Raw genomic sequence first — 12,638 nt, forward strand, 5'->3', positions numbered from 1 at the left:
GTACGCGCGTGAAAACCGGTGACCAGATCGTCCAGGACCTCCCCTGGAAATGGCGTGTGCAAGGCCGCATCTTCATCATCGGCGGCCTTGGCTACCTCTTCGACGCCTGGGACGTCGCCCTCAACGGCTTCCTCACCCCACTGCTCGGCACCGAGTTCGATCTGTCCGTCGGTGAACGCAGTCTCGTTGCCACCGCCAACCTCATCGGCATGGCGGTCGGCGCGGTGGCCTGGGGATCCATCGCGGACCGCATCGGACGCAAGAAGGCGTTCAGCACCACGCTGCTGGTCTTCGCCCTCTTCTCCGTCCTGGCCGCCTTCTCTCCCACCTATGGGGTCTTCTTGCTGCTGCGTTTCCTCGCGGGTGTCGGCCTCGGTGGCTGCATCCCCGTGGACTACGCACTCATCAGCGAGTTCTCGCCGCGCAAGTACCGCGGCCGGATCCTCACCGCGCTCGATCTGTGGTGGCCGATCGGCGGCACCATGTGCGGCCTGGCCTCGACGGTGATGCTGGACCTCGGTGGGAGCTGGCGCTGGATGCTGGGCGCCATGACGCTGCCCGCACTTCTGCTCTTCTGGGTGCGGCGCGGGGTGCCCGAGTCGCCGATCTACCTCACCGCCAAGGGACGCGAGGCCGAGGCACGTACCGTCATCGACTCGCTCGTGACCCGCACCGGGGCCCCCGCCGAGCCGTACGCCATCCCCGCTGCACCACAGGTGACGGAATCCAAGAAGGGCGGACTCAGCGAAACTTTCGCGCAGTTGGGGCGGGTATGGACGTTCAGTCCGCGCATCACCTCGGTCGCCTGGGTCCTCTTCATCACCATCATGCTGGTGTACTACGCCGCGCTCAGCTGGATGCCGTCCATCCTCGCCGACGAGGGCTACAGCAACACGGCGGCCTTCACGGGCACCACGTTGATGAGTGCGGTCGGCATCGCCGGAGTCGCCACGTCGGCGTGGCTGGTGGACGTGGTCGGACGAAAGTGGCTGATCGGCGTATCGGCCCCGCTCGCCTCCGCCGCGCTGGTGGTGTTCGCACTGCTGCTGAGCACGCCGACGGCCGCCATGGTGGCGCTCGCCGTCTTCGGATTCACCATCCAGCTGACGATCCCGGTGCTGTACGCATATGTGGCCGAGCTGTACCCGACGTCGATGCGTGCCACGGGGTTCGGTTCCGCGTCCGCGGCGAGCCGCGTCGCCACCGGTTTCGCGCCGCTCTTGTTCGGCACGCTCATGTGGCCGGTGCTCGGACTGCCGCTGACCTTCACGGTGCTCGGCGGTGCAGCGGCGCTCGCGGTGGCGTGGATGGCCGTGGCCGCGCCGGAGACCAAGGGCCGCGAGTTGGACCACGTCGAAGCCGGCCCGGCGCCTGCCGCCACGGCTCCCCATTCGACCGCGGCGCCCGCCGAACCGGCCCGGCCCGCCGTCTGACCCGTATCTGAGAACAACGAGAGGAGGACCATGAAACCCGCCCCCTTTACCTACCACCGCGCGCGATCAACCAAGGACGCCGCCCGGTTGCTCGCCGAGCTGGGTGACGACGCCAAGCTGCTGGCGGGCGGGCAGAGCCTCATCGCCATGATGAACTACCGGCTCGCGCGGCCGCGGCACCTGGTGGACATCGGCAGCCTTCCCTCGAGCGAGGGCCTGACCGGACTTCGCCACGGTCCCGGCGGGCTGCGCATCGGCGCCCTCACCACGCACCACACGGTCGAGACGGCGGACGAGGCGCAGTTGGGACCAGGCTTCGCCGTACTGCGCGACGCCATGCGCTGGGTGGGCCACCTGCCGATCCGTACGCGAGGCACGGTCGGCGGCAGCATCGCGCACGGGGACAGCACCGCCGAGTGGTGCCTGCTCGCTGTCCTCCTGGACGCACACATCGTGGCCCAAGGTCCGCAGGGCACCCGCACCATCTCCGCGGGTGACTTCTTCTACGGCTTCTTCAGCACCGCGCTCGAACCCCACGAGCTCATCACCGAGGTGGTGTTCCCCTGCCCGGCGCCGCATGCGGCACTCACCGAATTCGCCGAGCGCAAGGGGGACTTCGGCATAGTGGTGGCCGCCGTCGACCTGGATGTGAAGGACCGCGCCGTGCGCGGCGGGCGTGTAGTGCTCGGCGGCGTCGCCCCGGCACCGATACGAGTGCCGGAAGCGGAGGAGGCGCTCGCCCGGGGCGGTTCCCAGGACGTGTTGTTCGCGGCCTGCGCGGAGGCGGCCGCTGCTGCGATCGATCCGCCCAGTGACGGGAACGGCAGTGCACGCTATCGGCGGGTCCTCACCCGCCGACTGGTCCTGCAGGCCTGTGAGGAGGCGATGTCCCGATGAGCCGCACCAACACGGCCTCGCCCACCCTGGTCGGATCCGCTGTCCCCCGCCGTGAGGACCCACGCCTGCTCACCGGGCGCGGCCGGTTCGTCGACGACATCCAGGTACCGCGCATGCTCCACGCCCAGTTCGTCCGGGCGAGCGTCGCATCGGGCCGGCTCATCTCCCTCGACCTGTCCGCGGTACGCGACGTGCCAGGTGTGGTGGCCGTGTTCACCGCCGACGACCTGGCTCTGAACGGGATCACCGCTGGGCTGCACCGTCCCCGCGAGGAGTACGTGCCCACCGAGATGCCCGTACTCGCCCGCGACCGGGTGCGCTTCGTCGGGGAGCCGATCGCGATCGTGATCGCCGAGAACCCGTACGCGGCCGAGGATGGCATCGAGGCCACCAAGGCCACCTACGACGTGTACCCGCCAATCCTCGACGAGGCTGCGGCACTGGCCCCTGACGCCCAGCTGGTCCACGAAGAGGCCGCGCGCAACACCCTGCTGGACGTCTCCCTCTTCGCGACCGAGGGCATCGACGAGATCTTCGCGGACGCCGCGTGCACCGTGAGCGTCGAGTCACGGACCGGCCGCCAGAACGCACTGCCGCTCGAGACACGCGGCGTCGTCGCCCAATGGGACACGCGCGACGAGCAGCTGGTCGTGCACACGTGCACGCAGATCCCCCATCAGGTGCGGACGGTGATGGCGAGTTGCATGGGCCTGGACGAGCGTGCCGTGCGTGTGTTGGTGCCCGACATGGGTGGCGGCTTCGGCATCAAGTGCGTGGTGGGCCGCGAGGAGATCGCTGTCGGCGCGGCCGCCATGCGCCTGGGCAGGCCGGTCAAATGGATCGAGGACCGCAAGGACGCACTGACCGCATCCTTCCTCTCCCGCGAGCAGCACTACAGCCTGCGCGCCGCGTTCGACGACGACGGACACATCCTGGCTCTGGACGCCGATGTTGTGTGCGACATGGGCGCGTACTCCTGCTACCCGTTCACCGTGGGCATCGAGCCGTTGATGGCCTCGTCTGAGATGCCGGGCGTCTACCGCGTCCCCGCCTACCGGGTGCGCGGCCGGGCGATCACCACCAACAAGGCGCCGACCGCGCCCTACCGGGGTGTCAGCCGCCCTCAGTACGTGATGGCCGTCGAGCGGGTCTTCGAGCGTGCCGCGCGTGAACTCGGCCTGGATCCAGTCGAGGTCCGCCGCCGGAACGTCATCACCGAGTTCCCGTACACCGGCGTCAATAACATCACGTACGACCCCGGCTCCTACCTGGAGTCGCTCGACCTGTGCGAGAAGTCGCTGCGGGACGAGGGCTGGTACGAGCGCCAGGTCGAAGCAACAGAGCAGGGCAAGCACTTGGGCATCGGCTACTCCTGCTTCAGCGAGCGCACCGGGTACGGCACTGCCGCCTTCGCTCAGCGGAAAATGAAGGTGGTGCCGGGCTTCGACCTCGCCGAGGTACGGATGGACACCACCGGCGCACTCACCGTCACGACCGGCACCATCAGCCACGGGCAGAGCCACGAGACGACGATGGCCCAGATCGCCGCCGACGAACTCGGACTGGAGCTGCACAAGGTCAAGCTGCACCAGGGTGACACTGAACGGATCACCTACGGCTGGGGCACCTTCGCCAGCCGCTCGATCGCCATCGGCGGCAGCGCGGTACGCCGCGCGGCAGGAAAGCTGGGCGAGCGGCTGCGCACCCTTGCGGCCGGGCTGCTGGATGTCCCGTACGAGGACACGGTCCTCGACAAGGGCCGGGTACGACTGCGGAACGATCCCGAACGCGGCCTCAGTTACGTTGAGTTGGCTGAGATTGCATATCTGCGGGCGGACCTGTTGCCCCCGGGAACGGAACCGGGACTGACGGCCGCCGCGTCGTTCGACACCCTGACCGACGGCACCTTCTCCAACGCCACTCACGGCGTCGTCGTCGAGCTGCACGAGGGCACGGGCCAGGTCGAGATCCTGCGGTACATCTGCGTGGAGGACTGTGGCGTCGCCATCAATCCCAAGGTCGTGGAGGGCCAGTGCCGCGGCGGTATCGCGCAAGGCATTGCCGGGGCGCTGTACGAGCAGGTCACCTACGACGCCCAGGGCGACCCCGAGTGCACCGGGTTCATGGAGTACAAGATGCCGACCGCGGCCGAGATCCCGGACATCACCATCCACCACCTGGAGACCCCCTCTCTCATCACCGAGACGGGTGCGAAGGGCGCCGGCGAGGGCGGCACCATCGGTGCCCCGGCCGCTGTACTCAACGCCGTCAACGACGCGCTGCGGCCCACGGGGGTGGAGCTGGAGAACACGCCCATCCGCCCGGAACAGGTCCAACTCGCTCTGGAACAGACGAAGTACGTACGCGAGGAGTCGGTATGAGCACGGGTTTGAACAGCAACGCCGCAGACCAGCAACTGGTCTCTCTCACCGTCAACGGCTCGGCGCGCGACGTCGTCCTGGACTCGCGCCGCACCCTCGCCGACACCCTGCGCCACGACCTGGGACTCACGGGCACACACCTGGCCTGCGAGCACGGCATCTGCGGGGCCTGCACCGTACTCGTCGACGGACGCCCGGCACGCTCCTGCCTCATGTTCGCCGTGCAAGCGGAGGGAAGGCAGGTACGCACGGTCGAGTCACTCTCCGCGGACGGCCAACTCGGCGACCTACAGCAGGCGTTCGCCGACCACCACGGCCTCCAGTGCGGCTTCTGCACCCCCGGCTTCCTCATGCTCGCCGAGGGCTTCCTCGCCGAGCACCCGGACGCGGACCGGGAGGAGATCCGCGAGGCGGTCTCCTCCAACCTGTGCCGCTGCACCGGCTACCAGACCATCGTCGACGCGGTCGAGCACTGCGCCGCGGCCCGGCGCGGGCACCAGGAAGGGAACGTCCAGTGATCCTCACCAACGAGATCGCCGTCCCGGCGGCACCCGACGCCGTCTTCAAGCTCCTCAACGAAGTGGAGCGGGTCGCCTCCTGCATGCCCGGCGCCACCCTCGACGGCCTCGACGGCGACGCCTGGCGCGGCACGGTGAAGGTCAAGGTCGGGCCGATCACGGCCGGATACGCGGGGACGGTGCAGTTCCTCGAATCCGACCCGGAAGCACGTCGATTGCGACTGAAGGCCAGCGGCGCCGACGTCCACGGTAGCGGCGACGCCGAGGCGGCTGTCGACCTGCAGGTGGCCGACGCTCCCGACGGCTCGGGCTCACTGCTGCGGATCTCGACCGACCTGGTCATCCGGGGCAAGATCGCCCAGTTCGGCAAGGGCGCCATCGTCACGGTGTCAGATCGCCTGCTGCGGCAGTTCGCCCAGAACCTGGTGGCGCTGCTGTCGGCGGGAAGCCCGGCACTCGCCACGACCGCCCCCGCGGCCGGAGCCGGACAGCCGACGCCCAGCCCCGTCGCCCCTCCCGAACTGGACGGCCTCGCGCTCCTCGTCGGCCCCACGGCCACCAGGTACGTGCCTCTCGTGGCCGCCTTCGCCGCCGGAATGTTCCAGGGCTGGCTGATAGCCCGCGCGTTCTCCCGCCGCTGACATCTCAACACCAAGAAGGACCACTCCATGACCGCGCACTACGGCCAACGGACCGACTCGGTCTACGAACGGGCCGGCTTCGGCGCCCCCGTCCCCCGAGGCACCCGCCCCGCCCTCGTCGTCGTCGACCTCACCCGCGGCTTCACCGAGCCCGACTTCCCCACCGGCAGCGACCTCACCGAAACGGTCACCGCCACGGCCCAACTGATCCGGGCGGCACGCGACGCGGATGTGCCCGTGATCTTCACGGCGATCGTCTACACGCCCGCCGAGGCCGACGGGCGCTCCGTCGCCTGGCTGGACAAGGCCACCGGCATGCGCGCCCTGCGCGAGGGCAGCGACGCGGTCGCACTCGATCCCCGGCTGCCCTCCAGGGACGGGGACGTACTCGTGGTGAAGAAGGGTGCGTCCGCGTTCTTCGGCACCTCGCTCGCCGCGCAGCTGACGGCCCTCGGCCGGGACACGGCGGTGGTGTGCGGAGCGACGACCAGCGGCTGCGTGCGCGCCACCGCCGTCGATGCCGTTCAGTGCGGTTTCCAGGTCCTGGTGCCGCGCGACGCGGTCGGTGATCGCGCCCAAGGCCCGCACGACGCCGCCCTCTTCGACATCCAGGCCAAGTACGGCGACGTCATCGACCAGGCCGACGCTCTCGACTACCTCGCCAAGCTCCCCGCCGCACAGTGAGGACTCCCACCGCATGACACACCGCACGCTCACCCAGGCGGCACTCGCCGACCTCGGCGACATCCCGGCCCGCAGCCGCTGGATCCGCCATGACGGCCTGCGGTTGCACGCCCTGGACTACGGCGGTGACGGCGTCCCGATGCTGGTCCTGCCTGGCATCACCTCCCCCGCCATCACCATGGACTTCGTGGCCGACGCCCTGACCGGCCTCGTGCGCCCCGTAGTCCTGGACGTACGCGGCCGAGGCCTGTCCGACGACGGCGACACCTACTCGCTGGAGAACTACGCCGCCGACGCCGAGGCCGTCATCGAGCAACTAGGCCTCGACCGCCCTCTGCTGCTCGGGCACTCGATGGGTGCCCGCATCGCCACAGCCGTGGCCGTACGCGGACGGGTCGCTCTGCGCGGCACGGTCGTGGTCGACCCACCGATGTCCGGACCGGGACGCGCACCGTACCCCACCACCTTGACGGCGTTCCTGAGCCAACTGCAGGAGGCACAACGCGGCACCGATGCCGACGAGATCGCCCGTTCCTGGCCGAGCTGGCCCCACCGTGAGCGGGCCCTGCGCGCGCGCTGGCTGAGCAGCTGCGGCGAAGCGGCGATCACCGCCACGCACGAGGGCTTCGAGAGCGAGGACTTCTTCGACTGGTGGCCGCGGATCGACGCGAAGACACCGACGACCTTCCTCTACGGGGCAAACAGCCCGGTCGTCACGGCCGAAGGCGCCGCCGAAGCGGCACGCACTCTCCCCGCCGCCCGCCTCGTCCCGGTGCCGGACGCCGGCCACATGGTCTTCTGGGACAACCCGGGCACGGCCCTCACGCTGCTGCGCGAGGTGCTGGCCACTCCCCGCCCCTCTGAAGAGCCCTCGCCCGTGGGAAAGTTGGCCTATGACTGACTCCACGGCGGCCACCGACACCCCCGCCGCTCCACGCCGACTCGTCGAAGCGCCCGGCTTCCAGGCCCGCCGCCTCTACCAGGCGTATCTGGCGGTGTGGGTGCGCAGCGTCGACGCGACACTCACGGGGCCGCAGTTCGCGGTGCTGCAGATCGCCGAGGCCAACCCCGGGCTCGACCAGAGTTCGCTGGCGGCTCTCGCCGCGCTCGACACGTCCACCATGGCGGACATCGCCCGGCGCCTCGAGAACCGGGGCCTGCTCGCCCGTACCCCCTCCCCCGCCGACGCCCGGCGCAAGCTGCTGCACCTGACGGACGAGGGGCACAAGGTGGTGGAGGCCGCGAACTCACGGGCCCGTGAGCTGGACGAGCAGCTGCTGCAGCCCTACGCCCCCGAACAGCGCGACCAAGTCCTGCGGGAACTGACCCGCCTCGCCGACCACTGGGAACAACTGGCCCGCAACGCCTGACTGTCCCAACCAGCCCCGCCCCTGCCAAGCGCTCGGGGCCCACCCGACCAAATTCATACGTGTCCGGACTTTCGGTGGAGGAAGCACATGCCCACGCACCACATCGGGATGATCGTGCCCAGTTCGAACCTGACGATGGAGACCGAGGTCCCGCGCATGCTGCGGGCCCGCGAGGAGGCGGGATATGACGACCGCTTCGTCTTCCACAGCAGCCGTATGCGGATGCAGAAAGTCACACCCGAGCAGCTACGCAGCATGAACGGGCAGACCGAGCGCGCCGCCCTCGAACTGGCCGACGCCCGGCCGGACGTGGTGGCCACGGCCTGCCTGGTCGCCATCATGGCGCAGGGCCCGGGCTACCACTGCACGGCCGAGGACCAGATCAGCTCCGTGCTCCAGGAGCAGGGCGCCAAGGCCCCTGTCGTCTCCAGCGCCGGCGCACTCCTGGACGGCATCGCCGCGCTGGGCGCACGGCGAGTCGCGGTCGTCACCCCGTACATGAAGCCACTCACGTCGCTCGTCACCGACTACATCGAGTCGGCCGGCATTGCGGTGGTGGACTCCCTCAGCCTGGAGGTCGCCGACAACCTTGCCGTCGCCCGCCTCGACCCCGCCGACCTCCGCGACCACTACAAGCGCCTCGACCTGAGCAACGCGGACGCGTTGGTCCTCTCCGCCTGTGTGCAAATGCCATCCCTGGACGCGATCCAGGCGGTCGAGGACGAGTGCGGCATCCCGGTGCTCTCCGCGGCGACCGCCACGACTTACCGCCTGCTCACCGAGCTCGGTCTGCCGCCGACCGTGCCGGGCGCAGGCCAGCTGCTCGCCGGGCAGCTCAAGGCGGCTACGCCCCGGATCAGTACAGCTGGCTGACCATGTACGCCAAATCGAGGAAACCGGATGATTAATCGGCACCCGCAGAGTCGGCCTGCGTTCAACCCCAACCCAGTTCACCGTCGGGAGTTTCTGTTGCTGCCACCTATCAACCCGTAAGCGGTATGCGCAGGATGAGGCGATTGGACGGACAACAGTTGTTCGTCAACAAGCACCGGGACGTCGACGTAGTCCCTCAGCTACGGCATGAGGAGACTGAGGCCCGAGCAGCCCGTGCCACCGCTCGGGTCCGGCGCGTACACCCAGTACAGCGCGAAGAGCTGGACGAACAGCAGCAGCGCGACCACGCAGACGAGGGTCACCTGGGCGCCGGTGAAGCGAGGGGTGCGGGGAGTGCGGCGGCAGGTGAGCACCAGCGCGGCGACGCTGCACAGGGGCCCTGCCCACGCGGTGACGTACATCCTCGTCGAAGGCCCCAGATACTTGCAGTTCTGGAACGTGTCCCCATCGAAGGAGATATGAGCGGCGAGCAGCCCGGCCGATATGACGGCCAGCACGGCGGCGGCGACGAGGAGGCCGTTGCGGCTGCGGGACGGAGTCGTGGTGGGGTTCATCGTTGACATCAGTACCAGTCGGGGTTGGGTCGAACAATGCGGACGTTCTGCGCACCTTCGTGCTTCTCTGTGGCGTTGATCCGGCCTTCGAGGCTGACATTCTGGTACGAGTCGGTGTGCTGGGTGTACTTGATCTCACCGTCCGGCATGACCGCCGTGACGATCGCCGCGTGGTGCGTGGTGCCCTTCTCGATGGAGTCGTTGGGGCCGGCCTGCTCGTAGTAGAGGATGTCACCCGGCTTCACATCGGCGCGCGAGACCTCCTGGCCACCGTGCCGGAGCATGAAGTTCTGGTTGTTCTCGGCAGCAGTCCAGTTGTCCGAGTAGGCCAGTTTCTTGTCGACCCAGTCGATGCCGCTCGGGTTGCCGATCATCCAGCTGTCGTCGTCGGTCGTGCCCTCCCAGAACGACGTCTTCTCCTTCATCCCGGCGGCGTGCAGCGCGTTGGAGACGAAGTTGGTGCAGTTGTTGCCGAATCGGTGGGGTCGCCCTTGTCCCAGTTTTCCAGGGCGTACTGGACGAGTTTCACGCGGTCGTACTTGCCGTTGCCGCGCAGGTCTGCGCGGACGTCCTCCGGGATGCCGTCGAGATTGCCGATGAGGACCGGCTCGGCCAGCAGCATGTCCTTGCGCTGGCTGTCGGTCAGACCACTCCACCACTGCCGGACCGTCGTCGGGTCCTGACCGACGGGGATGTCGGCGGCCAGCATGTCCATCTGCACGTGTGAGGCGTGGGTCTGCAGTTCGTTGAGCGCCTTGTCCGGGTCGGTCAGACCCGTCTGGTTCGCGAGCTTGGTGAACTCGGCGGTGGCCAGCTTGTCGGCGGTCGTCACCTGCTCGACGGCCTGGTCGATGAGGTCCCGCACCTGCGAGCGGTACGGGCCCATCTCCTCGGCCTCGGTCCGGTTGTGCACCGGTGGGCCGGTGATCGTGCCGTCGGCGCCGATGGTCAGGCCGTACTGGTCGGCGAGCTGCTGCGCCTCGCGCATGGTGCTGTGGGCGGTCTCGATGGCGGTGGTCATGCCGTCGGCGACCATGTTGACGGCGAGCAGGATGTCGTAGGCCACCTCGAACTGGTTGGCCAGCTTCTCGACTTGCCCGCGGCGGCCTTGCCGACCTGGTCGGTCCAGTTCTCCGCGAGGGGTTTGACCCCGTAGTCGCGCAGGTCCTTCGCTGCGGCCAGCGCATACCCGGCCAGGGAGTGCCATTCGTCCGAAGCCGTCTTCCACTTGCTCGGGCGTGCGTTGTTGATGCCTTCGTACGAAACCACGCTCACCCCTTCCGCAGATCCTGGACGGCGGCAGGGTCTGCTGCACGATCGGGTGACGTCTGAACTGGCTTGCCCTGTGGGGCGGGTGGGAAGGATGTCGCTGTGCCCAAGCCATATCCGGAGGAGTTCCGCGAGGACGTTGTGCGGGTCGCGAGGAACCGTGGCCCGGGGGTGACGATCGAGCAGGTGGCCGCCGACTTCGGAATCCACGCGATGTCGTGCAGAGGGTGACGAGGGTTGTCGGCGCGTAGCGCCTTGCGGCCCGACCCGGCCATCATCGAGTCAGGCTGCACGGTGCCTGTTCAATGGCTATGAGGTCTTTCCAACCTGACGTGGTGAGCAGGTAGTTGGGCTGGGGGCGGTGTCCGGACGTGAAGAAGCTCCTGGTAGACGGGTGATTGTCGAGATCAGCTGTCCAGCCAGGAGCTTCCGCGTGCTTGTCTACCCGTCCGGCCTCGATGTGTCCACCTCGACCTCGCGCCACCTCTCCGCCCGTCTTCGGACCCAGCGACGGGAGCTGGGAACCCGATGGCGTCGACTGCCCGCAGGTCGACAGGCACTGCTGGTCCTGGCCCATCTGCGGTGCGGCCATACCTACGCGCAGCTCGCGGCTGGGTTCGGCGTCGGCATCGCCTACCGATACATCGCTGAAGCGGTCGAGGTCCTGGCCGCCCTCGCCCCGGATCTTGCCGAAGCGGTGAAGACGGCCTCGACCAAGGCGTTCGTGATCCTGGACGGCACTCTGCTGCCGATCGACCGGATCGCCGCGGACCGGCCCTTCTTCTCTGGGAAGCACAAGAAGCACGGCATGAACGTGCAAGTCATCACCGACCCGACCGGCAGACTGCTGTGGGCCTCGCCCGCGCTGCCGGGAGCGGTCCACGACATCAGGGCCGCCCGTACCCACGGCATCATCGACACCCTGGCCGAAGCGAGTGTGGAGTGTTGGGCGGACAAGGGCTACCGCGGCGCCGGCGGCACCATACGGCTGCCCTACTGGGGCCGCTGGGAGACGCTGTCCGCAGGTCAGCAGGCCGTCAACCGCTCGCACGCGAAGATCCGCGCACTCGTCGAGCAGGCCATGGCCACCCTCAAGACCTGGCGGCTCCTACGCAAGCTGCGTTGCTCCACCACCCGCATCACCAGCCTCGTCCAAGCCGTCCTCACCCTGCACCTGACCTGCCCAAACCGAGGACGAAAGCAGCTCTACGCGTTACTTCTGGCGAACCCCACACGGTCCAGGTCAGGCCGTCGCCGTGCGCACCAGCATGATCGAGAAGACCTCCGACCGGTAGTAGGCGTCGGTGGACACCACGGCGTCGCCGGTGGCGGAGTAGCTGGTCTGGTGTGCGTGCACGACAGGGCTGCCCTGCGGCAGGCCGAGCAGTCGGCAGATCTCGTCGTCGACGATCACGGCATCGAGCCGTGCCTCGTCGCGAACCACCCGAGTGCCGGTTTGCTGGATGAGACTGGGGATGTCGGCGTCGAGGCCGGTGAGCGGGGTGGCATCAAGGCTCACCCCGTTCACCTGCACCGGCATCCGGTCCCTCAGCAGCACACCGGGGCGGCCGTCGACACTGATGCAGCGTTCGGCGGACCAGATCAAATCTCCTTCTTTCAGGCCGAATTCCTCTGCGGTGTCCGCGGGACAGGGGGCCTGCTCCACACGGGCGTGCGCCAGCGCGGGGGTGTGACCACTGGCCTGGATCCGGTGGGGAAGGGAGCCGACGTCGCCCAGATCGACATAGATGTTGGCGACCGCGTCGCCGGCCGTGGAGGGGCGTTCCCGGACGAAGGTGCCGGCGCCCCAGCGACGTGTGATGAGCCCTTCCACCCAGAGCTGCGAGAGTGCTTCGCGGACCGTGACCCGGCTGACGCCGAGACGGCGGGTGAATTCCGCCTCCGACGGCAGTTTGTCGCCGGGCTGCAGCTGTGCGGCGATGTACTCGCGGATTGCTTGTGCGGCCGCGGTCGCGAGTTTGGGTGGCTTCATCACA

Annotated in this window: 13 protein-coding genes and 1 pseudogene; 10 read left to right on the top strand and 4 right to left on the bottom strand. The window is 68.6% G+C overall.

Annotation, left to right across the window (positions count from 1 at the left end):
* Nucleotides 1-8: 8 nt before the first annotated feature.
* The 9 genes from ACZ67T_RS38705 (at nucleotide 9) to ACZ67T_RS38745 (ending at nucleotide 8,797) form a co-directional block, all read left to right on the top strand.
* Entirely contained in the window at nucleotides 9-1,433 is a 1,425-nt protein-coding gene (locus ACZ67T_RS38705; RefSeq protein ID WP_469990726.1) for an MFS transporter, read from the top strand.
* A gap of 30 nt (nucleotides 1,434-1,463) precedes the next feature.
* Nucleotides 1,464-2,330 (top strand): FAD binding domain-containing protein, encoded by an 867-nt coding sequence (locus tag ACZ67T_RS38710; protein WP_469990727.1) that lies wholly within the window; start codon nucleotides 1,464-1,466, stop codon nucleotides 2,328-2,330.
* On the top strand, nucleotides 2,327-4,711 hold the full coding sequence (locus ACZ67T_RS38715; RefSeq protein ID WP_469990729.1) for a xanthine dehydrogenase family protein molybdopterin-binding subunit: 2,385 nt from the start codon (nucleotides 2,327-2,329) through the stop codon (nucleotides 4,709-4,711). Before ACZ67T_RS38710 ends, ACZ67T_RS38715 begins: the two co-directional genes overlap by 4 nt.
* The gene (locus ACZ67T_RS38720; RefSeq protein WP_469990730.1) at nucleotides 4,708-5,229 is read left to right on the top strand and encodes a (2Fe-2S)-binding protein; all 522 of its coding nucleotides are present in this window, start codon (nucleotides 4,708-4,710) and stop codon (nucleotides 5,227-5,229) included. Before ACZ67T_RS38715 ends, ACZ67T_RS38720 begins: the two co-directional genes overlap by 4 nt.
* Nucleotides 5,226-5,870: an SRPBCC family protein gene (locus tag ACZ67T_RS38725; protein WP_469990731.1), complete on the top strand. Its 645-nt coding sequence runs from the start codon at nucleotides 5,226-5,228 to the stop codon at nucleotides 5,868-5,870. The genes ACZ67T_RS38720 and ACZ67T_RS38725 overlap by 4 nt, the downstream gene beginning before the upstream one ends.
* Before the next feature lie 27 nt (nucleotides 5,871-5,897).
* The gene (locus tag ACZ67T_RS38730; protein WP_469990733.1) at nucleotides 5,898-6,554 is read left to right on the top strand and encodes an isochorismatase family protein; all 657 of its coding nucleotides are present in this window, start codon (nucleotides 5,898-5,900) and stop codon (nucleotides 6,552-6,554) included.
* A 13-nt stretch (nucleotides 6,555-6,567) separates the two neighbouring features.
* Nucleotides 6,568-7,455 carry an alpha/beta fold hydrolase gene (locus ACZ67T_RS38735; protein ID WP_469990735.1) on the top strand — a complete coding sequence of 296 codons (888 nt, stop codon included), beginning with the start codon at nucleotides 6,568-6,570 and terminating at the stop codon, nucleotides 7,453-7,455.
* On the top strand, nucleotides 7,448-7,924 hold the full coding sequence (locus ACZ67T_RS38740) for a MarR family winged helix-turn-helix transcriptional regulator (protein WP_469990737.1): 477 nt from the start codon (nucleotides 7,448-7,450) through the stop codon (nucleotides 7,922-7,924). Before ACZ67T_RS38735 ends, ACZ67T_RS38740 begins: the two co-directional genes overlap by 8 nt.
* An 87-nt stretch (nucleotides 7,925-8,011) precedes the next feature.
* Nucleotides 8,012-8,797: a maleate cis-trans isomerase family protein gene (locus ACZ67T_RS38745; RefSeq protein ID WP_469990739.1), complete on the top strand. Its 786-nt coding sequence runs from the start codon at nucleotides 8,012-8,014 to the stop codon at nucleotides 8,795-8,797.
* Nucleotides 8,798-8,997: 200 nt separating this feature from the next.
* Here the strand turns inward: ACZ67T_RS38745 and ACZ67T_RS38750 are convergent, their stop codons facing one another.
* Genes ACZ67T_RS38750 through ACZ67T_RS38760 form a run of 3 tightly spaced genes read right to left on the bottom strand, consistent with a single transcriptional unit; the run spans nucleotide 8,998 to nucleotide 10,438 of the window.
* Nucleotides 8,998-9,372, bottom strand: coding sequence for a hypothetical protein (locus ACZ67T_RS38750; protein ID WP_469990740.1), 375 nt, complete (start codon nucleotides 9,370-9,372; stop codon nucleotides 8,998-9,000).
* A gap of 8 nt (nucleotides 9,373-9,380) precedes the next feature.
* Nucleotides 9,381-9,797, bottom strand: a complete 417-nt coding sequence (locus ACZ67T_RS38755; RefSeq protein ID WP_469990741.1) for a hypothetical protein — start codon at nucleotides 9,795-9,797, stop codon at nucleotides 9,381-9,383.
* Entirely contained in the window at nucleotides 9,794-10,438 is a 645-nt protein-coding gene (locus tag ACZ67T_RS38760; RefSeq protein WP_469990742.1) for a hypothetical protein, read from the bottom strand. The genes ACZ67T_RS38755 and ACZ67T_RS38760 overlap by 4 nt, the downstream gene beginning before the upstream one ends.
* Nucleotides 10,439-11,074: 636 nt before the next feature.
* Between ACZ67T_RS38760 and ACZ67T_RS38765 the strand changes: the two are divergent.
* Nucleotides 11,075-11,818, top strand: a pseudogene (locus ACZ67T_RS38765) (transposase family protein); the annotation flags it as partial.
* 66 nt (nucleotides 11,819-11,884) lie between these two features.
* On the opposite strand, the gene ACZ67T_RS38770 reads toward ACZ67T_RS38765, so the two are convergent.
* Nucleotides 11,885-12,634 (bottom strand): GntR family transcriptional regulator, encoded by a 750-nt coding sequence (locus tag ACZ67T_RS38770; protein WP_469990743.1) that lies wholly within the window; start codon nucleotides 12,632-12,634, stop codon nucleotides 11,885-11,887.
* Nucleotides 12,635-12,638: the final 4 nt, after the last annotated feature.

The sequence above is a fragment of the Streptomyces sp. NPDC107517 genome, from assembly GCF_055582645.1.

Excerpts from the sequence above, each read along its gene's own strand:
- ACZ67T_RS38710 (WP_469990727.1), top strand. The coding sequence starts at position 1,464 with ATGAAACCCGCCCCCTTTACCTACCACCGCGCGCGATCAACCAAGGAC.
- ACZ67T_RS38715 (WP_469990729.1), top strand. The coding sequence starts at position 2,327 with ATGAGCCGCACCAACACGGCCTCGCCCACCCTGGTCGGATCCGCTGTC.
- ACZ67T_RS38720 (WP_469990730.1), top strand. The coding sequence starts at position 4,708 with ATGAGCACGGGTTTGAACAGCAACGCCGCAGACCAGCAACTGGTCTCT.
- ACZ67T_RS38730 (WP_469990733.1), top strand. The coding sequence starts at position 5,898 with ATGACCGCGCACTACGGCCAACGGACCGACTCGGTCTACGAACGGGCC.
- ACZ67T_RS38735 (WP_469990735.1), top strand. The coding sequence starts at position 6,568 with ATGACACACCGCACGCTCACCCAGGCGGCACTCGCCGACCTCGGCGAC.
- ACZ67T_RS38740 (WP_469990737.1), top strand. The coding sequence starts at position 7,448 with ATGACTGACTCCACGGCGGCCACCGACACCCCCGCCGCTCCACGCCGA.
- ACZ67T_RS38745 (WP_469990739.1), top strand. The coding sequence starts at position 8,012 with ATGCCCACGCACCACATCGGGATGATCGTGCCCAGTTCGAACCTGACG.
- ACZ67T_RS38750 (WP_469990740.1), bottom strand. The coding sequence starts at position 9,372 with ATGAACCCCACCACGACTCCGTCCCGCAGCCGCAACGGCCTCCTCGTC.
- ACZ67T_RS38755 (WP_469990741.1), bottom strand. The coding sequence starts at position 9,797 with ATGAAGGAGAAGACGTCGTTCTGGGAGGGCACGACCGACGACGACAGC.
- ACZ67T_RS38770 (WP_469990743.1), bottom strand. The coding sequence starts at position 12,634 with ATGAAGCCACCCAAACTCGCGACCGCGGCCGCACAAGCAATCCGCGAG.